General features: G+C 53.2%; 18 protein-coding genes. 5 read left to right on the top strand and 13 right to left on the bottom strand.

The features are described 5' to 3' along the window. Positions 1 to 343: 343 nt before the first annotated feature. The 3 genes from JZI27_RS04235 (at position 344) to JZI27_RS04225 (ending at position 2,563) form a co-directional block, all read left to right on the top strand. Positions 344 to 1,036 carry a CoA transferase subunit A gene (locus JZI27_RS04235; protein ID WP_251243353.1) on the top strand — a complete coding sequence of 231 codons (693 nt, stop codon included), beginning with the start codon at positions 344 to 346 and terminating at the stop codon, positions 1,034 to 1,036. A gap of 40 nt (positions 1,037 to 1,076) precedes the next feature. Further along, entirely contained in the window at positions 1,077 to 1,733 is a 657-nt protein-coding gene (locus JZI27_RS04230; RefSeq protein WP_280206925.1) for a CoA transferase subunit B, read from the top strand. A 149-nt stretch (positions 1,734 to 1,882) separates the two neighbouring features. Further along, complete coding sequence (locus JZI27_RS04225; protein ID WP_280206878.1) at positions 1,883 to 2,563, top strand: alpha/beta hydrolase; 681 nt, start codon at positions 1,883 to 1,885, stop codon at positions 2,561 to 2,563. On the opposite strand, the gene JZI27_RS04220 is transcribed toward JZI27_RS04225, so the two are convergent. Beyond that, positions 2,541 to 3,761: an MFS transporter gene (locus JZI27_RS04220; protein WP_280206877.1), complete on the bottom strand. Its 1,221-nt coding sequence runs from the start codon at positions 3,759 to 3,761 to the stop codon at positions 2,541 to 2,543. The two genes, JZI27_RS04225 and JZI27_RS04220, sit on opposite strands and share 23 nt — an antisense overlap. Positions 3,762 to 3,884: 123 nt before the next feature. Here JZI27_RS04220 and JZI27_RS04215 point away from each other — a divergent pair, with 123 nt between their 5' ends. Beyond that, complete coding sequence (locus JZI27_RS04215) at positions 3,885 to 4,772, top strand: LysR family transcriptional regulator (protein WP_280206876.1); 888 nt, start codon at positions 3,885 to 3,887, stop codon at positions 4,770 to 4,772. A 78-nt stretch (positions 4,773 to 4,850) separates the two neighbouring features. Here the strand turns inward: JZI27_RS04215 and purU are convergent, their stop codons facing one another. The 5 genes from purU to JZI27_RS04190 form a co-directional block, all read right to left on the bottom strand. Then, entirely contained in the window at positions 4,851 to 5,747 is an 897-nt protein-coding gene (purU, locus tag JZI27_RS04210) for a formyltetrahydrofolate deformylase (protein WP_280206875.1), read from the bottom strand. A gap of 308 nt (positions 5,748 to 6,055) precedes the next feature. Continuing rightward, a complete protein-coding gene (addA, locus tag JZI27_RS04205) occupies positions 6,056 to 9,886 on the bottom strand; it encodes a helicase-exonuclease AddAB subunit AddA (RefSeq protein WP_280206874.1) in 3,831 nt (1,276 codons plus the stop codon). Beyond that, positions 9,855 to 13,355 carry a helicase-exonuclease AddAB subunit AddB gene (gene addB, locus JZI27_RS04200; RefSeq protein WP_280206873.1) on the bottom strand — a complete coding sequence of 1,167 codons (3,501 nt, stop codon included), beginning with the start codon at positions 13,353 to 13,355 and terminating at the stop codon, positions 9,855 to 9,857. The genes addA and addB overlap by 32 nt, the downstream gene beginning before the upstream one ends. A 15-nt stretch (positions 13,356 to 13,370) precedes the next feature. Next, entirely contained in the window at positions 13,371 to 17,021 is a 3,651-nt protein-coding gene (locus JZI27_RS04195; RefSeq protein ID WP_280206872.1) for an SbcC/MukB-like Walker B domain-containing protein, read from the bottom strand. After that, a complete protein-coding gene (locus JZI27_RS04190) occupies positions 17,022 to 18,269 on the bottom strand; it encodes an exonuclease SbcCD subunit D (protein WP_122909921.1) in 1,248 nt (415 codons plus the stop codon). A 157-nt stretch (positions 18,270 to 18,426) separates the two neighbouring features. On the opposite strand from JZI27_RS04190, the gene JZI27_RS04185 reads away from it, so the two are divergent. Next, a complete protein-coding gene (locus JZI27_RS04185) occupies positions 18,427 to 19,203 on the top strand; it encodes a hypothetical protein (RefSeq protein ID WP_122909922.1) in 777 nt (258 codons plus the stop codon). 83 nt (positions 19,204 to 19,286) lie between these two features. On the opposite strand, the gene JZI27_RS04180 is transcribed toward JZI27_RS04185, so the two are convergent. The 7 genes from JZI27_RS04180 to paaC form a co-directional block, all read right to left on the bottom strand. After that, the gene (locus tag JZI27_RS04180) at positions 19,287 to 20,201 is read right to left on the bottom strand and encodes a COX15/CtaA family protein (RefSeq protein WP_122909923.1); all 915 of its coding nucleotides are present in this window, start codon (positions 20,199 to 20,201) and stop codon (positions 19,287 to 19,289) included. 133 nt (positions 20,202 to 20,334) lie between these two features. Continuing rightward, the gene (gene cyoE, locus JZI27_RS04175; protein WP_122909924.1) at positions 20,335 to 21,270 is read right to left on the bottom strand and encodes a heme o synthase; all 936 of its coding nucleotides are present in this window, start codon (positions 21,268 to 21,270) and stop codon (positions 20,335 to 20,337) included. 184 nt (positions 21,271 to 21,454) lie between these two features. Then, on the bottom strand, positions 21,455 to 21,913 hold the full coding sequence (locus JZI27_RS04170; protein WP_280206871.1) for a DUF420 domain-containing protein: 459 nt from the start codon (positions 21,911 to 21,913) through the stop codon (positions 21,455 to 21,457). 41 nt (positions 21,914 to 21,954) lie between these two features. Further along, complete coding sequence (locus JZI27_RS04165) at positions 21,955 to 22,827, bottom strand: cytochrome c oxidase assembly protein (RefSeq protein ID WP_280206870.1); 873 nt, start codon at positions 22,825 to 22,827, stop codon at positions 21,955 to 21,957. Between the two features lie 227 nt (positions 22,828 to 23,054). Continuing rightward, entirely contained in the window at positions 23,055 to 24,497 is a 1,443-nt protein-coding gene (locus JZI27_RS04160) for an NAD-dependent succinate-semialdehyde dehydrogenase (protein ID WP_280206869.1), read from the bottom strand. A gap of 22 nt (positions 24,498 to 24,519) precedes the next feature. After that, a complete protein-coding gene (gene paaD / locus JZI27_RS04155) occupies positions 24,520 to 25,023 on the bottom strand; it encodes a 1,2-phenylacetyl-CoA epoxidase subunit PaaD (RefSeq protein WP_122909928.1) in 504 nt (167 codons plus the stop codon). Between the two features lie 14 nt (positions 25,024 to 25,037). Continuing rightward, positions 25,038 to 25,871, bottom strand: coding sequence for a 1,2-phenylacetyl-CoA epoxidase subunit PaaC (paaC, locus tag JZI27_RS04150; RefSeq protein WP_122909929.1), 834 nt, complete (start codon positions 25,869 to 25,871; stop codon positions 25,038 to 25,040). Between the last annotated feature and the right edge of the window lie 3 nt (positions 25,872 to 25,874).

The raw sequence follows: 25,874 nt of genomic DNA, 5'->3' as shown, positions 1-25,874 counted from the left end.
TCAACCCCCGCGCCATCATGTATGGCTTCTCTATCTATTTCCATGACAAATGATCATAATAAAATAACTGACAAAATATATTTTACAGAAATAAGAGGTAGTTGTATCATTTTTCAGTTATTTTTTATAATTGTTTATACATTGACTGAGAGGCCTGTCTGAACAGGAAGGAAAACGCGATTTCCTTCCTTTTTTCTAGCCGGGGAAAACTGTCACTCTTTTGTAACTCAGAACCTTTATAATAACGAGAGAAGGAAAAAAACGTGTAGTTGCTGTAATAGGCTAATGTCAGCGCTTACACAGTTTCCATTATCATCATCTTTTTATGGTGGGAGTGATCGTTTTGGCAAAAATTTACACTTCATACACAGACATTGTGGCTGATATTCACGATGGAGCCACCCTCTTGGTTGGTGGATTTGGACTCGTAGGAATTCCCGAGAATCTGATTATCGCACTGCGCGACAAAGGGGTAAAAAACCTGACTGTCGTCTCCAACAACTGCGGCGTCGACGACTGGGGTCTCGGCCTCTTGCTGCGGGAAAAACAAATAAAAAAAATGGTCTCTTCTTATGTGGGAGAAAACAAAGAGTTTGAACGGCAATTCCTCTCCGGCGAGCTGGAGGTTGAATTAACCCCTCAAGGTACACTGGCAGAGCGCGTTCGTGCCGGCGGTGCTGGTATCCCTGCTTTTTATACGCCTGCTGGCGTAGGTACACCAGTGGCTGAAGGCAGAGAAACGCGTTCATTCAACGGCAAGGAATACTTGCTTGAGCATGCCATCACAGGTGATTTTGCTTTGATCAAGGCGTGGAAAGCAGACAAGATGGGTAATCTCGTCTTCCGCAAAACCGCGCAAAACTTCAATCCGATGATGGCCGCAGCGGGCAAAATCACGATCGTTGAGGTAGAAGAGATCGTGGAAACCGGCGAGCTGGACCCGGATCAAATCCATACCCCGAGCGTTTATGTCCAACGCGTGATTCAAGCTCCATCTTTTGAAAAACGTATCGAGCGGCGCACAATCCGCTCCTAAACCTAGCCGTATAGATTTCAATCAAGGGAGGAAACAGATGATGTCGCTAACTCGTGAACAAATCGCCATGCGTGCCGCCCAAGAGGTGGAAGATGGCTTCTATGTAAACCTAGGTATTGGAATGCCGACACTGGTAGCCAACTACATCCCGGAAGGAAAAACCGTCGTGCTTCAATCCGAGAACGGTCTGTTGGGAATTGGACCTTATCCGAGTGAAGAGGAGCTGGACCCGGATCTGATCAATGCAGGTAAAGAAACTGTGACAGCCATTCCAGGCGCAGCTTACTTCTCCAGTGCCGAATCCTTTGCGATGATCCGCGGAGGTCACATCGACCTGGCGATTCTGGGTGCGATGGAAGTATCGGAAAAGGGCGACCTGGCCAACTGGATGATTCCAGGAAAAATGATCAAGGGCATGGGTGGCGCGATGGATCTGGTGCATGGCGCAAAGAAGATCGTCGTGATCATGGATCATGTGAACAAGCACGGAGAAACCAAAATTCTGAACGAATGCGCTCTTCCTCTCACAGGAAAAAGCGTGGTGAACCGCATCATCACGGATCGAGCTGTCATGGATGTAACACCGGATGGACTGGTCTTGCTGGAAGTGGCTGAAGGCTTCACTGCCGAAGCTATCCAGGCATGCACCGAGCCCAAGCTGATCGTTTCCCCGAATCTGAAAACCATCGGCTTGTAAGCATGAGACAAAACAAAAGCTGACTTCATCCTCACGATGAGTCAGCTTTTTACTTATTTTTCCACTTCGGTAGCGAATCGCTTTTCATTCTTCAATCGTACTATAATACAGAAATGAACCATCGCCCTCACCTTGAAAGGAGACGCATCATGTCCGAAACAGTCGGTTGCCTCATCATTCACGGTTTTGCAGGAGATATCCATGACATCCTCCCACTGGCCAAGCGTTTGCGTGAGACGGGGTACCAGGTGGAATGTCCGACTCTGGAAGGACACGGGATGACCCGCCGTCACCTGGCAAAAAGCAATCGACAAGACTGGATTCGTTCCGTTGACGAAGCGTACAAACGTCTCTCCATGCGAGCTGACACCATCGTGGTCATCGGTTTTTCGATGGGGGGGCTGCTTGCCTTCCACATCGCAACCACGTATCCGGTCAAATTGCTGATTACATTGAATGCACCGTATAAATACTGGGATGTCAAACAGGCAATGCGCTATCTGCGAGCCGATTTCCGTACCCACTCGCGCCGGTATGTGTCTGGCATAAGAAGGATTCCGTTTCGCAGCATGATCCAGTTTCGCCGCTTGCTCTCGGAAACCAAACCTCTGCTGCCTCAGGTGGCCGTGCCGTATGTTCTGCTGCAGGCGAAGCAGGATGACACGGTGCATGCTGTCAGCGCCACCTTACTCGCAAACAGCGTAGGGAGCGTAGAATCCACCCAGGTCACCTGGTACGAGGAGTCCAATCACATGATTTTGCACGGTCCTGAAAAGGAAGATGCGATCGAGCAGGTCCTCACCACCATCAGAGAGCATTGCTCACACTGATTGCTTTCGCCTCACGGACACGCAGCCAGACCATCCCCATCAAGAGCATGACCAGGGCGATCCCGCCATACATCAAGTCCAGACCAAAGCTGCCATCCATCCAATAGGCCAGCAAAGGTCCCAGTGCAGCACCCATATCGGTTACGACGGAGTACATCGTCATCATCGCTGTGCTATTCGACTGTCTGGACGCTTCATCGGCTGCCCAGGTATCCATCAAGGTCGTCAGAATCGTAGCCGTCAGCTGAATACCGAGCAGCATGAGCACCCACCAGGCAAAGCTAATCGGTGTGTGGAGCAAGCCAAACAGAAGCGCTGCTGCAAACATCGTCCCAACCAGCAATGGCTTTCTTCCATAAGCATCAGAAAGCCTTCCAAACCAGGGAGCAGCCCAGGGCTCCCATCCCCATCGGGCGCCCTGGAATATACTGGCCATGACAGCAGCTCCGATCACGATGCCCCCAACCACTGTAACAGGCTGACGCAATTCGATCAGCCTGCTTAACGTGGAGGCAAACACTCCTTGATAGGCCATCGCAAGCAAAAGCCCACTCATAAGGGTCACCAGCACACTTCCCTTTTTCCATAGAGGTGTCTTGACTGCCAGAGGTGCAAAGGACACCTCTACGTCGGATGGATTGGACTGACGGATGTACACAAAAATCAGTGCCAACGCAGGTAAAACCAGTGCTGCAAATAAAAGCGAGGTCGCCTGCATGCCAAACTGCGCCACCAGCAGGGCACCAGCTACCATCCCCCCCAGACTTCCGAGTCGATACAATCCGTTGTACATCCCCATCAATTGCCCACGATTATGCTCAGTGGAGACCGAAATGATCAGCGTGTACGCCCCTAACCGCAAAAAGGTCCACGCAATCCCCCATAAACAGCGAAGCACAAGCCAAATCCAGAACCCCTGCAACGCATATCCGGCCGTGGTCGCTAATGTCAGCATGACGGCTATGATCAATCCCGTTCGCACTCCCGAGCGTTCATACCATTTTCCAATCAATGGCCCCAGAGGGATGCGCACCAGCCGATTCACCGAAAGCAGGATTCCCACCTCAAACAGAGACATCAATCCAATCTCTCGCCAATAAATCGGCAAAACCACGTACAGCATGGAATCTCCCAAGAGACATAGGGCGGTAACCAACGCTATCGCCCTCACCTGTTTCTTTCCGCAGCTTTCTTTCATGATCAGGCTCTTCTCCTTTGCTTCGTCCGCATTCTATGCTATACAGTACTAAAGAAGAAGGAATCAAATCCAATACATCTTTGCGCATCACTCATAAGCAATACTTATGAATGGGGAAAAATGATGAACCTGCACGCACTGCGAATTTTTATAGAAGTCGCCTCCAAAGGCAGTGTCACCGCCGCTGCCGATGCCCTGTCGATCAGCCAGCCAGCTGTAACCGCACAGATACGCAAGCTGGAGCAAGAACTGGATCTTGTCTTGCTTACGCCACAGGGACGCGGAATTGCCCTGACGCATGAAGGGCGTTTTCTCTTCGAAAAAGCCGAGCGGATCTTTGACTGGGACAAAGAAATTGAGGAGCAGCTGACACAAATCAAGCAAGGCACCATCGGGAAATTGCGAATCGCTTCCACTTTTTTACCGTCTCTTTACCTGCTGCCCAAGTGGCTGGCTTCCTATAAGCAGCAGTATGAGCAGGTCGAGGTAGAGATTCGCACCGGCAACTCTCAGCAATCCATCGAACGCCTGCTTCGCTGTCAGGCTGATCTGGCCATCATTACCAACGAGACGTGGGATGATCGTCCGATTCGACGCCATCATTTGAAGGATGTCTTCTTTTGGTTTATCGTGCCAGCCCACCATCCGTTCGCAGGACAGGAAGTAACCTTAGACAAGCTTGTTCAGGAGCCTTTTTTACTTCGTGAGCAAGGAAGCTCTACCCGCGAGCGGCTCTTCTCGCTCTTTCGCCACCACGGAGTCCAGCCTCCAAGGGTCGGCTTGCAATACCACGGCCTCGTGGAATCCATCCAGTCGGTACGCGCCGGGTATGGAACGATGCTGGCTCCGGAGCTGGCTGTGCGGGAGCTGGTAGAGCGCGGAGAAGTCGGCCGTGTCTATTTGCCTGATATCGAGATCAAGCGCCCGGTCTATCTTTGCCTGCGCGAAGAAGATGGATCCCCTCTGCCTGCTGTTACCCGATTTTTGGAGATGCTGCTTTCGGCTCCTTAACTCCCCATATTGAAAGAGGGCATCCCTTCAGCAGTTCAAATCTGCTGTCGGGATGCCCTCTATTTCGTCCTCTATCTTTTATGGGAAAACAATTGTCTTGTTCCCGTATTCCAGCACGCGGTCCTCCAGATGCCAGCCGACAGCACGCGCCAGTACGGTACGCTCTACCTGACGTCCGAGCTGCTTCAGCATCTCCACATCTTCCTGATGGCTGACGCGCTGAACATCCTGCTCGATGATCGGACCCGCATCCAGCTCTTCTGTCACGTAGTGAGCGGTCGCCCCGATCAGCTTCACACCGCGACGGTATGCTTGCTCATAAGGCTTTGCTCCTACAAAGGCAGGCAGAAACGAGTGATGGATGTTGATGATGCGCATCGCGTAATCCTCCAGAAAACGCGGCGACAGAATCTGCATGTAGCGAGCCAGGATGATCAGATCTACTCCCTGAGCCGCAGCCAATTGCGCTTCTTCCGCCTCGGCCTTGTTCTCCTTGGTCACTGGAATGCAATGATACGGAATGCCGAAGGACTCAACGGTCTCTCTCATATCCTCATGATTGCTGATTACGACCGCGATATCTGCGTGCAGCTCTCCTGATTTCCAGCGCCACAGCAGCTCGAGCAGACAGTGGTCCTCCTTGGAGACAAAGATCGCAACCTTCTTGCGCTTTTTCGCCTCTACCAGGTACCACTCCATCCCGTAGTTCTCAGCAATTGGCCAAAACGCATCCTTCAGACCCTCCAGGCGATCTGTCAGGTTGACCAGATCGAACTCGATACGCATGAAAAAACGGCCCGTTTCCGGGTCTGTTGTATATTGATCCGACTGGACGATATTCGCGCCTTGTGCAAACAAAAAGTTCGAGACGGCTGCCACAATCCCCGCTCTATCCTCGCATGAAATCAACATGCGGGCACGGTCCTTGTTTTTCTGCTTGTAAGCTAGCCATTCTCTCTCTGACAAACGATGCATGATTTATTCTCCTCCATGATAAATAGCCAAAAGTTGTTTGCAATTATATCATTTCCTATCGTACTTGCCATACCCAAATGATCCGCAAAATGATCCCTGATCAATAAAAACTTTTCTTTTACTGTCGATTTCCAATTCCGTTCATCTTGCATACAACCACCCCATCACGTTTGTAAAGTGAGTAATCACTCGCTAATGAAAGCAAAAGAATACCAGCTTGTTTAGTGAGCTGGTTTTATCCTCAGAGAGTGGGAACGATTCAGTCAAGTTTGAGCTGTTCAAGAGGGAAATATGCATATTCAGGGTTTTCAGGAGATCCTTACCGAAAAACCTCCCGCCAGCATGAAGAGATGGCTTTCCAGCTGATCGTGGCTCTTGCCTGTAATCTGTTGAATGGCCCTCCCGTACAATTTCAGTTGCTCCTCATAGCGTCCGGTAATCTCTTTTATGACTTGTGGAGTTGGCTCAGCTCCGATCCAGTCCGATTTGAAGTCGATCAGAAGCAGATTTCCATCCTGCTCTTCAATCAGACAATCAATCACCCCTTGGACGATGACCTGCTCATAGCTGTCTCCTAAATCCGGCTCAACTTCATTTGCAGGAATCGCCAAGGTAAAAGGCAGCTCTCGATGCACGACTTTTGCCTGTATCATCCGCTGTCCCAGTGAAGTCGCAAAGAATCCGGCAAGCCCTGCCACATCTACTGCCCGAACCTGCTCCTCGGTCAAAAAGCGCCTTGCAGCCAGTGCAGCCACCTGTTCGCTGATATCAGCTTCATCCAGCGAACGGCGTAAATCCAGATGCTGCATAATCAAATGGGTGAGGGTACCTTTCTCCGCTCCGCTGAGTCGATGCGGCTTTTGCTCTGTCAAGAACTTGGGCTTCTCCGTAATGGAAGGCAGGGAAAACGACTGGCTTTTCACTTTTTCCTGTGCGCGGCGCTTCAATTCACTGACACTCCACCTCGCTGCCACAAGCGGAGCCATCTCGTGCGGGTCGCTCCAGCCCAGGAGACGATCTACCAGCTCGCGCATCTTCTCATCTGCTGGTCGTTCTGCAACCTCTTTGCGCTCCGTCAGCTGCTCCCAGCTCGCCAGGTCATGCTCCGATAGGGGTGTCCGCGTCCGCAGCTCATCAGCCTGATAAAAGTGGAACGACCAGATCGATTCGTCTGGGATCGTCGTTACCCGTACTGCTTCTCCATCGCCATGCTTCTCGGGGTAATCCCGCAAAGGTCCTGCTTCCGGATGGCGCAGTAAAGCTCTGCCCACCCAATCGAGATAGCCTTTTGCCCGGACCAGATCTTCGTCTATCAGACGTTCCCCATCTCCCTGGCTCCCCCAGTCGGAAATGCTTTTCGCCAGATTTTTCGAAGAACCAAGCAAGATCAGCTTTTCCCGCGCACGTGTCAGGGCTACGTACAATACCCGCATCTCTTCTGCCAGCAGATCGCGACGCAGCTGCTGGCGAATCCCCAATGCTGCCATACTCGGATAGCGCACCTGAGCCTCCTCGTCCACAGCCATCGGACCAAAGCCCAGATCCTTATGCAAGAGGAAGTGACTTTTCAAATCCATCGTGTTGAATTGCTTGCCCATCCCTGCCACAAACACGACTGGAAACTCCAGCCCTTTACTCTTGTGGATGGTCATGATGCGCACCACGTCTTCATTTTCTCCGACGGTCCGCGCCTCTCCCAGATCGTTGCCTGCTTCCTGCATGCGGTCCACAAAGCGAAGGAATCGGAACAACCCCCGATACGATCCTGCCTCGTACTGTCTGGCTCGGTCATGCAAGGCACGCAGGTTGGCTTGTCGCTGCTGACCGTTCTCCAAGCCTGCTACATAGTCGAGGTAACCCGTTTCCCGATAGAGTGTCGTCAAAAGCTCAGATAATGCCCCTCTTCGGGCCTGTGTCCGCCATTTGTCCAGCTGGGTGAAAAATCGATGCAGATCACGTTCCCAGCCTTTTGTTACAGGCTGCTCCTGAACGTACTGCATGACTGCCTGATAAAAAGGACCAGACGGGTACTGAATGCGAATGTGAGCCAAATGCTCCTCTGCCAGCCCTACGATCACAGAGCGCAGCACACCTGCCAGCGGGATGTCCTGCATCGGATTGTCAATGACCCGCAGCAGCGAGAGGACTGTATCCACTTCTGTCGTCGCGAAATAACCTGAGGTTTGCTCGGCGTAGACTGGGATGTCCGCAGCCACCAGCTCCTCTTGCATCGTTTCTCCCCATCCGGAGGTGGCCCGAAGCAGGATCACGATATCGCGGTATGCCAACGGGCGCAGACCACCTGTCTTTTTATCAAACACGAGCTGCGGCGCTTCCCCTTCTCCCGGCTGCATCCAGCGGCGAATCCGCTCTGCGATCAATCTCGCTTCCAACTGAGCTGCGCTTGCTTCCTCTGCCACCTCAGCGTCCGACTCACTGCCTGGGACAGAAGATTCCGCTTCTTCCGTACTCTCCGTATAGGCATTCGTCTCCCTTTCCCCAGACGTGTCAGATCGATCAATCAGATGCACCTCCACACGCAAGCGGTCTCGCTCGACCTCCGGATAGGAGGCTCGGTTGATCAATTCTGCAGATCGGTCGTAATCAATCTCCCCCACACCTGGCGACATAATCTGCCGGAAGAGGTAGTTGACGGCATCCACCACTTCGCGCCGACTTCGGAAGTTGGCTGCCAGATCGATACGCCAGCCCTCATCTGACTGACACGACATTTCCTGGATATCCGTTTGATAGGCGAGGTACTTGTCCAGAAAAAGCTGAGGCTCTGCCAAACGGAAGCGATAGATGCTCTGCTTCACATCCCCTACCATGAAGCGATTTGCCCAACCGTTCGTCCCCACATCGCGCGATACCATCTGCAGGATCGTCTCCTGAACCAGATTGATATCCTGATATTCATCTACCAGCACTTCTGCAAATTGTTCCCTGAGCTGAAGGGCGAGTGAAGATGGACGTATGGTTCCGGTCTCATCCGGCTCGGTCAGAATCCGCAGGGCCAGATGCTCCAGATCGCCAAAATCCACCAGCGAGCGTTCCCGCTTTGCCTGCTGAAAGGCTTCTGCAAAAGTCGCAACGAGGCGTGCCAGCGTCTGCATATGCTCTGCCAGCCGGTTCAAATCTGCAAGATACTGCTGGATGGAAGTTGTAAAATACTGTTCTTTCAAGTCAGCAATCGCTTTTTTCACAGCGTTGCGCAAATCCTGGACCTGCTCCTTCACAGCAGGATCGGTCCCTTTCACTGGCGGCAGCTTGGCAAAAACGACTGCCCGCACCGCCTGTTCCACAGCTTCCCAACCATCGTGACAAGCCTTTCGCGCACGAGAAAGGGCGTCTACCTCCGTTTCCAGCAAGGGCAGATAGGCAGCAGGGCCGTCTGCCGAAGCAGCCAGCTCGACAGCTCTGCGCATGCTTTTCTCCATGCCCCCCAGCTCGAGTGCCAGAGAACGGCGAACACTTCTGGTCCATTTCAGACCATCCAGTCCTCTCTGCTCATCAACCTCAAACATCCGGGCCGCATCCGTCAGCCAGCTCTCCGGATTGGGATGGCTGCGTGAAAACTCGTACAGGCGAAGCAGCAAGGATACCAGCACCTGATCGTCCTGACCATCAAGCATGACATTTGCCAGGGCATGAAATGCTGGGTCGTGCTCGTACCAGTCCTCCAGCTGCTCCTCCAGCGTATCCTGGCGCAAGAGGTCCCCTTCCATCTGGTCAGCAATGCGAAAATCAGGGTCGAGGTCGATCAAATAGTAATACTGCCGCAATATTCCTAAGCAAAAGGAGTGCAGGGTCGTGATCGTAGCCCGTTGCAAGAGAGCGAGCTGACGACGCAGATGGGCGGAGTGAGGGTCTTCTTTCAGCGCCTTGCGCAGCGCATCCCCGATCCGGTGACGCATCTCTGCGGCAGCAGCATTGGTGAACGTCACAACGAGCAGCTGGTCTACCCCGATCGGCTCCGATGTATCCATGATGCGTCTGATGATTCTCTCTACCAGTACCGATGTTTTACCGGATCCTGCTGCTGCAGCGATCAACAGGTTGTTGCCGCGACGGGTAATCGCCTGCCACTGTTCATCGGTCCACTGCTCAGGCTTGGTCTGTATGGGCTGCTTGTCCATCCAAATCTGCCTCCTCTCCTGTCATCTGCCGGGCGAGCTTCTCCCAGATCTCCTTGTTGTTCCACTTGGGCAGCAGTCGATGCTGATTGCCCCCTGTCTGTCCATCAAAGTGACAAACCGGCTTGTACGCGCAATAGTCACATGCCGTCATCGTGCCCTTCGTGTACGGTTCGATCTGGATATCACCATTTGTCATGCGCGTGCTGATATCTTTCACCGTCTCGCGCACATACTCGGTCAGAGACTCAAATTGGTCGACGGTCGCCACAGAAGAACGGGACGACAGCGTTCCATCCTTTTTGATCTCGAATGGCACAAGCTCAGAAGCTCCCTGTTCTACCTCAGCGTCCATCATTCTCGCAAGCTCCGTGTCCGCGAGCATCAGGCCCTTCATCCTCAGACGCTTGGCCCTTTCCTTCGCTGCTTCATCCGCACTGAGCATTCTTTTGGCGGTGATGAACGGATCTGCTACCTGATAGTAGAAGACGCCGCCCATTTCAGCTTGCTTGCCCAGCCATTTTTGAGAGTTGGAGACGACGACATCCAGGTAGACGAGCAGCTGCAGGTTCAGTCCGTTCCATACATCCGAGAGCTGCAGCTGCTTGGAGCTGGATTTGTAATCGATCACGCGCAAGTAAGGAGTCTCACTGTCCAGTGATTGGTCGACCCTGTCGATTCGTCCGATCAGCTGCACCTCCACTCCATTTTCGAGAGAAAGCGCGAGACCAGGCAAATCTCCTTTGGGGCCAAACGAAACCTCCAGTCCGATCGGTGCAAAGCGGCTTCTCTTGGCGTGCTCACCCAATACGTAGATCGCTCTGCCGACTGCCCGCTTGAGCTTGCCAGACAAGAAGCGGTAGCGTGCCGTCCTGTTCAGGATGCTGCTTCTCGTCGCGGGAACGAGTTCTTCCACCACGTCGCTAGCCAGCTGCATGCTGTTCGCTTCCGTCAAGCGCCCCCATTCCAGATTCTCCTCATTCATCTTCTCGACAGCCCGCTTCAACGAGGCGTGAAACAGCTCACCCACATCAAAGCGCTCCAGCTTGTAGAGTGTGCGCTCTGACAATCGCAGCCCATGCGACGAAAAATGGGAGAACGGACAAGAGGAGAAACGCTCCAGCCTGGACACGCTCATCCGCAGCTGCTGTCCGTACAAGCCTTTACTCGTCTCCTGGCGCAGCTTGCCAGGCCGGTTCTCATAGCGAAGACCTGACAGCAGCCATTTTTCCCGCTTCTGATCCTCTGATGAGCGTAAAAACCAGTCGTAGACCTCCCACCAAAAAACAGGCAGCTCCCCGCTTTTTTTCATGGTCCTGACCAGGGTCAGCAGATGACTGAAGACACGGCGAGGGTTTCCGAGCAGAAAGGCGTCCGACTCGGGATTGCCAGTAGGTTCGTTGTGAAAAACCTGATGCGAGACTTCGGGAAGCACCTCTCGCATTCGAGTGAAAACCGTCGATGGCAACAGTGCCTTTCCCTCGTGATCTGCCAGCGCGCAGCTGATCAGCAAACGCTCGGAAGGACGCGTCATCGCTTGATACAGCAGATACGGCTCGGCCATCAGTCGCTGTTTGGCGCTCGGTGCCAGCTCGACCCCCATCTCTCCCAGTCTTTCGCGTTCAGCTTCGTCGAGGATTCCGTCTTCCTTGGGACGCAGTGGGATGACACCTTCATTCACCCCAAGCAGGAACAACGCCTTTACATCCGGTTGCCTGGAGCGTTCCATCGATCCGATCAGCACCTGATCCAGCGCTGGCGGAACCAAGCCCATCTCGATTGTCTCCAGACCGCTGTCCAATACCCGGGAATAAGTGGACAGCTCCATCTGTTCATCGCCCATGACCTCTACGATCTGATCCATCAGTGCGATCAGACCATTCCATACCTGACCGTGTACCTGGGCAGTCTGCAGATCTCCGTCTTTCTCTGCCTGCTGCTGCCAGCGTTCAAGCTTTTGTGGAGCATCCAGCGCAATCAACAGCTGATACAAGGCAGTCGTCATCTCACGCACATTTTCACCTGACGCTCGCTTCATTTCACGCTCAAATTGCAGCAGGGGTGCCGCATATTTGCGTCGCAGGGAATCAATTTGTTCATCCTCCTGCGCTCCCGCCGCTCCGCCAAACTGCCAAGCCGAATCCGCTCCCCACTGGCTGCCGTATACGCCATGTGCCAGCACATAATTCTCCAACATGTCGATTTCCTGACGCGCAGCGTACTCTTCGTCTGCAGCCAACAAATCTGTCTTCAGACAGCGGAAAACGGCATCGTAGCGCCAGCGTGTCACGACCACCTCCAAGGAGGAGCGTACCAGCTCGACTAAAGGATGGTGCAAAAGCGTCCGCTTCTGGTCGAGGAAGTGAGGAATTCCGTAATCCGTGAAAACGGCGCTGATATCATCCGCATAAGTGCCAATCTCACGCAAAAGAACACCCATGTCCCGCCAGCGGTAGCCCTCCTCCCTGGCAAGCGAGAGGATTTTCAGCGCTACAGCCTCTACTTCTGCACGGCGATTGACTGCAGAAAGCAGGGCAACCTCGTCCTTGCGCTTCGGATCAGGCGCTTGTCCCGGATCCCCCCACTGGAAATAGACGTTCTCCAGTTTATTCAACCAAGGGCTATCCACAAACCGATGCGGCAGGGTCAACAGGATCGGGGTCTCGATGGCAACACCGTTTTCTCTGGCGATCATCTTCAAAGCCTGATAGGTTCGCCACGACGGATAGAACACATTCAGCTCATCCAGCTGCTCATCCCGTTCATCCGGGTCCAGTGTGAGCGCAATCGTCACCTGACGGGCATGCAGCATCAACTGCTCGATCAGCCGCAATTCCTGATTGGTAAAGCCCGTAAATCCGTCGATGAAAATCTCTGCTTCGCGGATGTAGGCAGAGTCGCATACTTTGCTGGCGACACGGTTGAGTATATCCTCTGCATCGCAGTAGCCATCGGCCAGATAGCCGTCATACAGCTCCATCATCAGGCGTAGATCCCCGACTTTTTGATTCAGGCTGGCTGTTCCCCACTCCAGATTTTCCGAGTGGGCAAAGCTTGCGCCGTACGATTTGCACTCGCTGATCAATCGACCGAGCTGTGCCGTAAATCCTGGCTGCAACGCAGTACGGCCAAAAACTTGGAGCTCGTCTCGATGGCGCTCCAAAAGCATCCGCAGCACCATGTTTTTACCGAGATCGTCGACAGGAATCAGTGTGAGATCCCCCAGCTCCTGCATGAGGCGATGAGCCAGCCGGCCAAAGCTGAGCACCTGCGAGCCCATCATTCCTCCGTAGCCGGATTTGACAGCCAGCTCATACTCCGCCTGGAAGCTTGCCTGCTCCGGAACCAGCAGGATCATCGGAGAGCCCAAAAGCTTCCCCTCTCGCGTCTCATGTATTCGATTAAACAACTGCTGGTGGACCGCCGCTGTCTTACCCGTACCGGCTCGTCCCAGTACAAATTGCACCGCCATACTTTCCTCTCCCCGCTATTCCATTTCCAGATTCAGCCGGCTGCCTGCCCCCATCGGCTCAGCTGGCGTCACGACCAATCGTCGCGGCATGCGCACGCGGATTTCCGGCACGTGACTGATCACTCCGATCGTAAAATCCTCCATGCGAAGTCGTTCCAGCGCATCCATGACCGTCTCCAGCAATTCCGGATCGAGCGTGCCAAAGCCTTCGTCGAGGAAGAAAAACTCCAGTCGCCCGCCACGCATCTGAATCTCCATGGAGAGAGCCAATGCGAGCGACAGCGAGGTCAAAAACGTCTCTCCCCCAGACAGGGTGCTGACTGGACGCCTCAGTCCTCCCGCAGCCTCGTCGCGCAAGACAAATTCACCTTCGTCGCCAATTTCCAGACCGTAACGATTCGCGGTCATCTTTTTCAGATGGTAGGAAGCGTCTCTTGCTATGGAAACCAGCTTCTCTTCGGCAATAAACTGAACAAACGCTTTTGCCTCAAACAGCTTTTTCAGCTCTTCCAGCCTGCTCTGTTCGTCCTGCTGCTCCTCTAGTCGCACTTGCAGCTCCAGCCATTTGCTGTGATTGCTCTCCATCCGGTCCACATGCTCTTTGGCAACCGCCACTTGCTTTTGTGCTTCCTGGAAGGAGTGCTCCCATTCCTCCCACGCTTCTTTGGCTGCCAATACCTCTTCTCGCGTGACCGTGCGCCCGGCAATCGCCTCATTAAGGCGATGCTCATCATAGCGCAGCTGCCCCATTGCCTGCTCATAGGACTGGACCTGTGACTGTGCATGCTCCATGCCGTCTCGCGCTGCGTACAGCTCCCGGACACGCTCCACCGTCTGGATGCCGCTCTCTTGCAGCGCGCTTTGCAAGGCTTCCTGTGCCTCATTGCGCTGCTTCGTCAGCACCGCGTAGGCTTCCGAGTATTTGACGAGGTTGCTTTGAACCTGCTCTCGCTGATCGGCACACGCTTTGCGCTTCGCTTCAGTGGCCGAGACAGTCTGACGCAATCCAGACAGCGTATCCTCCACCTGACGCAAGCATTCCTGGGCAGGCTTGCCGCCTGTGCGCTCCAGCCACAGCGCATGCTTTTGCTCCCACATGCGTTTCCGGTCTTCCAGACGTTCCTGCAGATTGGCCTCCCGTCCTTTGCCCTCTGACTGCTGCTTTTTGGCAGACTCGCATGCTGCAAGCAAAGTTTTGCGCAACGCTTCTTTTTCCGCACGCAAGGCTTGCAGCTCGGCCAACCGACGATCCAGTCTGCCCAGCTCCTCGAAGCGCTGCTCGATTTCCTCTACCGGCAAGTCTCCCCGTCTCGCTTCCAATTCGTCTGCGCTGCGCTGCGCTTCTTTCGTCGCTGTATCCAGTCGCAGTCTGCCTTCCGCGATCGCTTTTTCCAGCTGTTCCTGCAGGATTCGGCTTCGTTCCAGCAGGCGCAACTCTGCCGATTCTTCCTCTCGCAGCTTCTCTACCTGCTTTTGCAGCTGTTCGCGTTCCAGCTTTGCCTGCTCACGTGCTGTCTGTTTGGCTAGAAGTTCTTTTTCCTCTCGTTGGTAGACTGCCAGCAGCTCTTCAAAAGACTGCACGGTCCAAGGCTCCCCTTCATTCCAGCACTCTTTTCGGATCGCTTCGATCTTCTCTTCGATCTGCTTCTGCTCCGATAGCAGGGCAGTCTGCCGCTCTTCCAGGGCTGCGTGCTCCACTTTTGCGGTCAGCAGGGATTCTTTGACCTGACGAGACTGCTGCTCCGCTTCGCGCAAAGCAGCTTCTGCCGCCTTGATGCGCGCACGCAGCTCGTCCCCCTGGGTATGGTTATTTCCTGGCTCTGAGCTGCTGCTTGCCTCATGTGCATGGTGTGTCGAACCACATACCGGGCATTCCTGTCCAACCTCCAGTCGTTCGCGTAAAAAACGGGCCATGTTTTCCTGCTGCCACTGCTCCCATTCCTGCTTCAGCTTGTCCCATTCCAATTGCTTGCGGGCAACAAGCGCCTCTTTTTCCTGCCAATCCGCTTCATAACGAGCCAGGATGGTCTCTGCCTGCTTGCGTTCCTGCTCCAGATGGTTCTCTTTTTCCTGCCAGCCTGCTTGCTGTTGCAGCTGCTCGCGCCATTGACGGCCGGCCTGCTTCATATCATTGAGAATCTGTCGTTCCCGATCCCATTCACTGTCTGTCATGCCGGGATTGGCTTCCAAGGCAGTCCAGCGTTCCCTCACCTGCTGGAGTCTTGCCGCACTCTCCTCCCAGCTCCTGCGATGCTGTGCCGCTTCCGCAGATGAGCGTTGGGCCTGCTGTGCCAAATCCTCCAGCTCTTTCATCAGCTCCTGCTGCTTGATTCGGTCCCTGTTCCATTGCTGCTTGGCCTCACGTGCCGCCCCCACCTGATCACGCCACTCGGGTGTCACGGTGACAGCCCTCGTCTGCTCCTCCAGATGCTTCCATTCCTGCTCCCATAGCTGGAGGGCAGCCTCGTCCTTCGCCAGCCGCGCCTCTGTCTGTTCCAGAGCAGTCCGCACCTCTTGCCATTCCCGCTCCAACGCCGTCCACTCTTCGCGGATTCGACCCAGCTCCACTTCCCATTCCTCGGCCAAAGCCAGCCTTCCCTTTTGCTCGATCAAAAGCGGCTCCTCAGCGGCATGCCTGGTCTGTGCCCGCTCGTAATCCGCTTCTGCCTCTTGCAAGGCCAATTGTACTCCGACCTGTTCCTCGCGGCTTCGTGCCAGCGCTTGTTCTGTCGCGTGCCATTCCTCGTCCAACCGCTGCCATTGCTGCAGCATCGGCCACATTCGTATACTCGACTCCCAATCCCGAATTCGGGCTTTCAAGTCAGCGATCTCCTCTTGTCTGGTAAAAAGCGCCTGCAGCTGCGTCTGGACACTCTCCATCTCCTGCAGCCATTGATGCAGCTGCTCCAATTCCTTGATCTTGTTCGCCAGCCCCTGCTTTTGTTCCCTGAACTCCTGCTCTTGTCGGGCTGCCGCTGTCCAGATTTGCTTCGCTTCCTCCAGCGCGTCCACACCTGCATCTCCCAGTGCGGCCATCTCCAATTGCAGCTGGTGCATCTGTTCTTTTGCCTGATCCAGCGCATGACGGACGCGTTCGCTCAGCTTTTCCCCGTAGATATGTAGCCGGAACATGCGCTGCAGCATTTCATTGCGCTCACTGCCTTTCAGGGTCAAGAAACGGGAAAATTGACCTTGTGGCAGCACAACAGCGCGGGTAAAATCCTGCAACGTGAGCCCGATCAACGCTTCTACTGCCGCAGTGGCCGAGGTCGCCTTGGATTCAAGGACGACATCAGGCTCGCCAGTCAGATGTCCCAGCTGGATCAGTCGAACTTCCGGCTGCCTCTTGTTCCCCTTCTTGTCTAGGCCAAATTCCCGCTCCACCGTGTACTGGCGGCGATCGCTTCCCTTTCCCAGCTCGAAGGTAAAGGAGACAAAGACGCGCTGCTCCAGCTGATTCAATACCTCCTTGGGATGATTGCCCCCGCCGAGACGGACGACTTGTCCATAGAGAGCAAGTGTAATCGCGTCCAAAATCGTGGACTTGCCGCTGCCAGTCGGTCCGAATATCCCGAACAGTCCCGCCTGACAAAGCGTTTCGAAATCAATCTCCTGCATTTCCCGGTAGCTGTGCATCCCAGCCAGCTTCAATCGAATCGGCTTCACCTACACTTCCTCCTCTCTGCCTGTGTCTGTCTCTGCGAGCAAGCGTTGAAACATGGTGACCAGACGTTCATCGGGCTGCGCCCCTCTTTTCCGCTCGTAAAAACGACGAAACAACTGATCAGGTGATAGTTCGGTCAGCTTCACGCGATCTTGCTCCTCGTCCTCCTCGCGATCAGCACGTACAACAACCCGCTGTATTTTGAGAAAATCGTCACTCAGCTTGCGCAAGCGTTGAAATTCTGTCGGATCAATCACATCGGATACATGGATCTCCAGATCAATCCAGGCACCTGCATCTCGGCCTTCAGCCAGCCAGCGCTCCACCTGTTCAATCCCCTCTGTGGCCTTCCAGCGCGCCAAGGGTCGGCCGCTCTTTAGATAAAGGATCTCTTCACGCACTTCACTTCCTGGCTCTACATCGACAAGCACCACGGCCTTGCTCTGTCCTGCCTCGGAAAAGCTGTAGCAAAGCGGTGAGCCGCTGTAGCGAACGAGCGGCTTTTCCCGCAGCTTTTGCAGGCGATGCAGATGGCCCAGCGCGACGTAATCCGCCTTTTCCGGAAACGCTTGTGTAGAGACGGTCATTGCTCCCCCGATCTGGATCGGCCGCTCCGAATCCGTCTCCTCGCCTCCCATGACAAACAGGTGGCTCATCACCAGATTGACGGTATCCTCGCGAAAATGGGCGGAAAGCTCTGCAAGCAGCTTGCCAATCCGGTCGGAAAAGGCCAGCTGCATGTCTTCCTGTGTAAAGCTGTCGCTGAGCAGCTCCTTTAATCTCGATTCGGATGGGTAAGGTAGAGCCAAAATGACAGCATGATGTTCACAGCCTGGAACCGCCAGCTCCAGCCAGGAAGGACCCCCTTGCACAATTTGAACGCGATCCGGTGACGGTTCTTCCGGTTGCAAAGGCGCTTCCTTGGGCAGTCCCAATAGTACGATCCCGTGTTTGGAAGCCAACGGTGCCGCTGCCCGAACGCGCTCTGGCTGATCGTGATTGCCCGCAATGACAACGACCCCGCGCTTCCCTTCTGCCGATAGTCGTTCGACCGCTTCGTAAAAGAGCTCTTCTGCCCAAGCTGGCGGATTGACTGAATCATAGACATCCCCCGCGATCAGCACCACATCTACCTCGCGTTCATCTGCAATCTGGCAGATTTCATCGACGAAAGCAGCCTGCTCCACGCGACGATCCCGCCCCTCCAGCTGCCGCCCGAAGTGCCAGTCGGCTGTATGTAAAATGCGCATTCGTTCCACCCTTCCTGTCACGATCATGTGTTTGCTTTTTATTGTAGCAAAAGAAAGCGAACTACGCGGTTGAAATTTACCCCACCTGGTGTAACTTTTCGCTTTCGGGACTCGTCTACATCACTACTATCCGTTTAAAAAGAGGTGCTTTCCAATCATGATCGACAAGCGTATACTCGTCCTTGCTGCGGGACTTGGACTGATCGGTGCTGTACAAACCTTCCTCCCTGTTTCTTCCTTATCAGCATCGACTCCTGTTCGACCAACAATCGGTGCTGCTACTGAAATAAATGAGCATCAGGTAAGAGAATGGATCAATGCCAAGGCACAAGAAGAAGCTTCCACAGAGTCTTTCACATTTCAACAGGTAAATCTCGATGAAGATGAGGATCTGGAAATCATCGCCAAACATAATGGCGCGGTCCATATCGGCAGCTTTTACGTGCTGGATCGCCAACCGGATGGCCGTTACTCCCTGATCGCGGAAAAATCCTGGAACGTCCCTCGTTTTCAGCTGGAGCGCTGGGATGTCACCCGCTATGAAGACGATTCGGAATGGAATACGCGGCCAGCAAAAGAACTGGGGATAGTAGCTGGCAAGCGCCTCTTTGAAACGGTCAACCACACGGGAGGCACAGGGCTCGACACGTATGAGGCACATCTTTGGTATCTGGAAAACGGACAGCTCGTCGATGCGTGGAACGGTACTCTTCAGGAAACATCACAGGTCCCAGGTGGCCAGCTTTTTCAAACCGCTGGCAGTTATCAGCTGGCTCTTGCTGACTCTGAACATCCCGTATTGTACACTTGGAAATTGACACAGGAGCTGGATCCGGAGTCAGGCGTTCCGCTTTCTGACCAACTCGAAACGACTGCGGAAGTGCTGTATTTTGAACAAGGAATGTTTCAAAAGCGATCTGCCCCCACAAAATAGTAGAAAAACTTGGCTTATCGCCAAGACAGATAGCGAAAGCCGCTTCCTCGTTCATCGGAAGCGGCTTGTGGTTTTCACCTTTTTTATTTCCCCGGCTTTTTTGCCTGTGGCTCCTTCAGTGATTGGAGACACATGTAGCACATGACGCCGAACAAAATCGTAATCACCATCGAGTGGAACAATGTCGTGTACAGATGCAGCTTGGACAGAACCAGGATTCCGCCGCTCAGCACCTGAACCAATACAAGCACGAATGAGAGGACGCTTGCTCCATACAGATCACGGCGCGTCTCTTTGTAGTGACGCATCGCATAGATCATAACCCCGAGTAGCAGGAAGACGAGCAATAACGCTCCCAGCCTGTGTACAAAGGCGATTCCCGCTTGCCCGGACAGCTCCGGAATGACTTGCCCCTGACACAGCGGCCAGTCGCTGCACCCCATACTGGAGCCTGTGTGACGGACGTACGCACCCAAATATACGACTCCATATGCGTAAATCGTCACTCCCCAAATCCAGTTGCGGAACTTTCTGGAGACTCCTCCTTGCACCATCTGTTCCATCTTGTCGCGCTGCAAGACAAAGAGCGTCAGCAAGAACACGCCGCTAAAAGCAAGCAAGGAAAAGCCAAAGTGAAGGGCAAGCACAGAGGAAGATTGCGGCCAGATCACCGCAGATGCGCCAAGAATCGACTCGACCACAATAAAGAACAGGCCGAAAATAGCGAGATTGCGGACTTCTTGATTGCCGCGATAATAACGCCAGCACATGATGGAGAACACGCCCACAATAATACCCGCAATCCCGGTAACCAGGCGATGTGAATATTCAATAATGGATGCCAGCGTATACTCAGGTACCCATTTACCGTTGCAAAGAGGCCAATCGTTTCCACACCCCAAAGCAGAATCGGTTTTGGTCACCAATGACCCAGCGACCATGACGATGAACATAACAATTGTAGAGAGAACGGCTAGTGGCTTGAGCCATTTTTCCATAGTCGATACACCCTGTTTCTGTAGAAGGATTGAGGTCCTTAGCGGTACCCCTAACATCTGTCCCTTCTTACGATAGTGAAACATCCCCTGCTAAGCAAGGGATGTTCGGTGAACATTTCGTGAGGTTTAAGTGTCAATAATGGTACACCATTGTACTGATGACAATGGCCACACAAAAGACGGTCAAATAGAGGATCGAATAGCCAAACAGCTTCTTCGCCCACGCAATATCGTCTTTGGTATGGAAGCCTTGATAGAGCAAGACCACGTAGATCAGACCCATCACGCCCATGACAGCCAGGTATACATATCCGACGCTGCCGTGCAGAAACAGAAGCAAAGATGCAGGGAACAGAACAGAACCCCACAGGAACATTTGACGTTTTGTTTCAGCAAAGCCTTTTACAACAGGCAGCATCTGCAATTCACCAGCGCGGTACTCTTCCGTTTTCATCATCGCCAAAGCGAGGAAGTGGGGCGGCTGCCACAAGAACAGGATCAAGAACAGCAACCATGCTGCGAAGTCCATTGTGCCCGTCACGGCTACCCATCCGATCACCGGTGGAACAGCACCAGACACCCCGCCAATGACCGTATTCAGCGTCGTAACCCGCTTCAGCGGCGTGTAGATCAATACGTAAAAAATATGTCCAATCAAGCCCCAGACAGCAGCCAACGGATTGGCATACACAGCAAGTATAGCCAAACCTGCGAGCAACAAGCCAATTCCGATCAAGAGTGCACTACGAGCAGAGATACGTCCCGTCGCTACAGCACGATTCTTGGTTCGAACCATCTTTTTGTCCAGGTCACGGTCGTAAAAATTGTTCAATGTACAGCCTGACATGATCACCAGTGCAGACCCGATCAGCGTCAGAATCGCAAGCTTCCAGTTTGGGAAACCAAAAGAGGCTAACCAAAGGGCCGCAAATGTGGTCATCATGTTGGACATGGTAATGCCGGGTTTCGTCATTTCCACGTAGTCTCGCCATGTAGCCTTTTCTACCCGTTGTGCTTGCAGGGAAGAGTCGGTATTGAGCGATTCCTGCATCGTCACTTGCTGGTCCACGATATATACCTCCTATCAGAATCTATCAGTGAATGCCTCTAGCACGGTACTCCTTCACTCCATTGAGCGAAGCTATGAACGCGGCTTAGAGGTCGGTAAACGACGTATCTTCCTTCAAATGGCAAACTATTTTTCATTGTAGCCAATGCCTCTGAATGTAGTCAACTTGAATTGACAGTTGCTGTTACCAGCCGAAAATGACGTCAAGCACCCCGGTTGTCTCTCCACCCGGATAGATCAGGTACAGCAGGGAGTACACAGTCACACCGGTAATCGCTGTCACCAGCCAGATCACGGAAGTCCAAGGGCCGATCTTTCTGTGCTTGTCATAGCGCTTCTTGTAAGCATAGTTCAGCGTCACCAAGCCCATCACTCCACCTACTGTAGCCAAAATGATGTGGAAAATCAGGAAGATCTGGTAGATGACACGAATGTTGTCAGGTCCGCCAAACAGCGTGTTTCCAACGAAAATCGTGCGTGAAACATACGTGATGAAGAAAATGGTGGCACAAATGGCTGCCCATTTCATCAGCTTCATATGTCGTTCCATATTTCTCTTTGCGATGGCGTACCATCCAAGCGCTACTAGAATACCGCTAATCGCGATAAATGATGTACTGATCGTGGGCAATAAAATGGCCATGTCCTACACCTCATTCAAATAATCTCGGATTCAAGCAATCTCTATCTCTCTACGATTGGAACAGATGGCTGCTGGTCCATCGGCAAGTCATCCTGTTTCTCATGCTTATACCAGTTGTAGAAGACGTAGGCGAGAACACTGCCATATACGGCCTCCTGAACCAGCTTCATAATGATTCCACCCAGTCGTTGATCATAAAACGCATCATGCGTCACGAAGAGCTGCGGAGCTGACATGTAGTAGTTGTACAACGGCTCTCCGGCAAAAATGATCAAGGCACAGGCTGGTGTAATCAGCACTCCGTTTGCGAAAATGTACGTCAGCTTTTTAAGCCCGGCCAATTGCTTCTTGTTATCGGATAGTGGACTCACGATCGGCCACCACATGGCAAAGGCAGCAAGCACCAGTATGATGTGGTAAATCGTCATCAGCGTATGATTGCTCATAGCTGAATCAAAAATGAACGGTACATGATAGAAGGAGAAAAGCGAGTTAAACATCAGTGCAGCCACCAACGGCTGAGTCAAAATTTTCAGCATCAGCTTCAGCGGCTTGGGTTCAAATATTTTCTCCAAAAGCCATTCCGGCATCGCCAGCAAAGCGAGCGGCGGCAGGGCAAAGTACAAAATCGATTGCTGCAGCATGTGCATACTAAATAGATAATGATGGCCGTAGTAGCTGATTGGACTCCCTTCCGCTGCATAAAACAAGATCAATGCAAGAACAAACAACCAGCGTTGTCGATTGGTTGCCGGCGCAGCATTGATAAATCTTTTATGCAGTGGGCCTGTCAGTAGAAAATATAGAATCGCTATGATCAGCGTGACAAGCATGATATCCGGACTCCATAAATCCGAGAAGGAACCCAGTCCCCCTGCTGTTGGCATATCATGTTGTTGATGGTTGTTTCCCATCAAAATCCTCCCTCCAAAAGAAAACCTCTAACCGAGGACTGTTCAAGGATGAGCGAAGCGACGAAGCAATACTGTTAAAAGGGTGCCCTCTTTACATTCTCCATTATACCGTTGTTTTCGCCAATCTTCTCGCTACAAATTGAACAAAGTGTTGACAAATCTGCTGGAAAAATAAAGAGGAGCCAGACAACGACGTCTTGGCTCCTCTTTCTATCATCTATAATCGATTACAGTCCAAACGAAACGAATTTGGTTTCCAGGTACTCATCCATGCCGAAGTGTCCGCCTTCGCGGCCAATTCCGCTCTCTTTAAAGCCTCCAAATGGCGCTTGTGTCTGGGTCGGCGAGCCATCGTTGATTCCGACGATGCCGTATTCCAGGAGCTCAGCCATACGGAAGCAGCGTTGGTTGTCACGCGTATACACGTAGGCAGCGAGACCATAGCGTGTATCGTTTGCCTGGCGCACGACATCCGCTTCATCTGTGAATCGCACGATCGGCACCACCGGACCAAATGTTTCTTCGTAGGTGATTTTCATTTCATCTGTCACATTGGCAATGACAGTCGGCTCACAGAAGAATCCTTTGGCGTAGTCGCCCTCCGTCATCCGGCTTCCTCCGTAAACCACTTGGCCGCCCTTGTCTTTGGCGTCCTCGATATGCTCCAGCACCTTGTTCAAGGCACGCTCGTTGACGAGTGGACCGATCTCGGTTTCCTTCTGACGTCCGTCTCCCACTTTCGCCTTTTTCAGACGTTCTACCAATTTCTCTGTAAAGGCATCGGCCACTTCCTCATGCACATACAGGCGATTGGTACAAATGCACATCTGACCGGAGTTGCGGAATTTGCTCTCAAACAGTCCCTTCACAGCGGCATCCAGATCCGCATCCTGGAACACGATAAACGGCGCATGACCACCGAGCTCCATGCTAACGCGCTTCACCTGCTTCGCCGCTCCCTCAATGAGGAGCTTGCCGACGCGGGTGGAACCGGTAAAAGCAATCTTGCTTACTTTCGGATTGTCGATGAACTCCTGACCGACTGCCTCCGCTTTTCCTACGACGAGGTTTACGACACCCTTCGGAAAGCCAGCCTGTTCAATCAGTTCAAACAGGCGAACGGCTGTGAGTGGCGTGCTTTCTGCCGGTTTGAGCACAACTGTGCAGCCTGCTGCCAATGCCGGAGCAATCTTGCGCACCACCATATTGATCGGGAAGTTCCACGGCGTAATCGCTCCGACAACCCCGACTGGCTGGCGCAAAACCATGATGCGTTTGTTGGCAACGGATGACGGTATCGTTTCCCCGTATACACGCTTCGCTTCCTCAGCGTACCAGACGAAGTTGTCAGCAGCCCCAAGGACTTCCCCTTTTGCTTCGCCCAAAGGTTTGCCCATTTCAGCCGAGATCAGTCCCGCGAGTTCGTCACGACTGTTCTTGACCAGCTCGGACAAGGTGTACAGGTATTTGGAGCGCTCGCGTGCTGTCAGTTTCGACCAGCCGCCAAACGCTTCGTGTGCGGCATCGATTGCTTTTTTGGCTTCGCGACTGTCACCAAAAGAGGCCGTTCCAACCAATTCGCCCGTCGCAGGGTTGATGACCTCAAGCGTTTCGCCGCTCTCGGCGGTGACCCACTCTCCATTGATATACATTTGCTTGCTCTCTCCCATGACCCTCGCTCCTCTCATTCGTTCAATAGATAGGTTTTAGCGCCTCAAACGGATTCTTGCAGTGCCGGCAATACAATATGCTGCGACAAGCTGCAGGACCAAAAAGGTTCTCAATCTGTGTATATGGGGAATCGCAATACGGACAGCACACTTCCCACGAATCGCCTGGCTTGAAATCCAACGGCGGCGGGGCGATGCCAAAGCTGCGCAGCTTGTCTCTGGCATCCACGGCGATCCGGTCCGAAGTCCAGGCAGGATCGTATACAAAGTGAACCTGAACCTCGGAAACCCCTTCCGCCTCCACCAGCTTTTCCGTGATATTTTTCTTCATGATTTCAAGGGCGGGACAGCCGACAAAAGTAGGCAGAACCTCTACGATCACGATGCCGGAATTCACTCGCACCTGATGAATCATACCCATTTCTACCATGCTGATCACCGGAATCTCCGGGTCTGTTACTTCCTGCAGCAGTTCCCAGCATGTCGCTTCCAGCTGTTTCTCCATTTGATTCAGATCTTGCGCCATGCCCTTCACCCCTTTTACCAGCTAGCAGCCGGATCGATGCGATACACCTCAGACAAGGTAGCGACTGCCTGCTCCAGATCAACCGTATGCTCACCTGCGCGACCGCGCTCGGATGCAGCACCCGGTTCACCAGGCCAGTTCAAGCCCGCCTTTTTGAAAATTTCCTTCGTCTCATTCAACCATTTCTGTCTGAGCAGTTCTTCGCCTGCAATCAACCCATAGCGAACGATTTGCTCGGCATTCGGACCAAGATCACTCAGTTCGCCCGCATCTTCCCATACGAGGGAGATGGCTGCCTCCAGCTTGTGGCGCGCATCTGGCGTACTGTTGGCGAGCTGGTTCAGCCAGACCTGCCAGTGCATGAGATGATAGCGATGCTCGGTCAGCATTTTGCGGCTCACCTGCGCGAGCGGCACGTAGGAGGATTGCAGAAGCGCCTCCAGACGAACCTGCTTGTGCAAGCCGTACACATAGCTGCGAACGATCGCATACGCCCAGTCGTAATGCGGGTTGTCATTGTAATCTCCCGCTCCATTTTTACGCTCGACGAGGATCGCATTGCGGAAATCCTTCGCCTCGCGAAGCTGTGCGATATCATCTGCTTTCCCCAGTCCCAGCGCTTCCAGCATTTCATAAAACATGACGGCGTGGCCCATCATATCCTGAGACATCGAGGAAAAAGCGACGTCCTCTTCAATGTGGGGAGCCAAGCCCAGCCATTCTGATCCCCGGTAAGCCAGGATAAAATCGTCATCAGCCAGCTGGAACAGGAGATCAGCCAAGGCTTGCACGTATTCCTGGTTTTGTTTTGCTTGTTCTACCGTTTCTACACGTACCATATCGGCCATAAT

Source organism: Brevibacillus sp. AY1 (assembly GCF_029870785.1).
Taxonomy (GTDB): domain Bacteria; phylum Bacillota; class Bacilli; order Brevibacillales; family Brevibacillaceae; genus Brevibacillus; species Brevibacillus invocatus.
This window is presented reverse-complemented; position numbering and strand designations above follow the sequence as displayed.

What these genes read in the sequence shown, in the direction of transcription:
- JZI27_RS04185 (WP_122909922.1), top strand. Translation starts at nt 18,427, where the DNA reads ATGATCGACAAGCGTATACTCGTCCTTGCTGCGGGACTTGGACTGATC.
- addA (WP_280206874.1), bottom strand. Translation starts at nt 9,886, where the DNA reads ATGGACAAGCAGCCCATACAGACCAAGCCTGAGCAGTGGACCGATGAA.
- JZI27_RS04220 (WP_280206877.1), bottom strand. Translation starts at nt 3,761, where the DNA reads ATGAAAGAAAGCTGCGGAAAGAAACAGGTGAGGGCGATAGCGTTGGTT.
- JZI27_RS04225 (WP_280206878.1), top strand. Translation starts at nt 1,883, where the DNA reads ATGTCCGAAACAGTCGGTTGCCTCATCATTCACGGTTTTGCAGGAGAT.
- JZI27_RS04165 (WP_280206870.1), bottom strand. Translation starts at nt 22,827, where the DNA reads ATGGGAAACAACCATCAACAACATGATATGCCAACAGCAGGGGGACTG.
- paaC (WP_122909929.1), bottom strand. Translation starts at nt 25,871, where the DNA reads ATGGCCGATATGGTACGTGTAGAAACGGTAGAACAAGCAAAACAAAAC.
- purU (WP_280206875.1), bottom strand. Translation starts at nt 5,747, where the DNA reads ATGCATCGTTTGTCAGAGAGAGAATGGCTAGCTTACAAGCAGAAAAAC.
- JZI27_RS04170 (WP_280206871.1), bottom strand. Translation starts at nt 21,913, where the DNA reads ATGGCCATTTTATTGCCCACGATCAGTACATCATTTATCGCGATTAGC.
- addB (WP_280206873.1), bottom strand. Translation starts at nt 13,355, where the DNA reads ATGGCGGTGCAATTTGTACTGGGACGAGCCGGTACGGGTAAGACAGCG.
- JZI27_RS04190 (WP_122909921.1), bottom strand. Translation starts at nt 18,269, where the DNA reads ATGCGCATTTTACATACAGCCGACTGGCACTTCGGGCGGCAGCTGGAG.
- paaD (WP_122909928.1), bottom strand. Translation starts at nt 25,023, where the DNA reads ATGGCGCAAGATCTGAATCAAATGGAGAAACAGCTGGAAGCGACATGC.
- JZI27_RS04180 (WP_122909923.1), bottom strand. Translation starts at nt 20,201, where the DNA reads ATGGAAAAATGGCTCAAGCCACTAGCCGTTCTCTCTACAATTGTTATG.
- JZI27_RS04230 (WP_280206925.1), top strand. Translation starts at nt 1,077, where the DNA reads ATGTCGCTAACTCGTGAACAAATCGCCATGCGTGCCGCCCAAGAGGTG.
- JZI27_RS04160 (WP_280206869.1), bottom strand. Translation starts at nt 24,497, where the DNA reads ATGGGAGAGAGCAAGCAAATGTATATCAATGGAGAGTGGGTCACCGCC.
- JZI27_RS04215 (WP_280206876.1), top strand. Translation starts at nt 3,885, where the DNA reads ATGAACCTGCACGCACTGCGAATTTTTATAGAAGTCGCCTCCAAAGGC.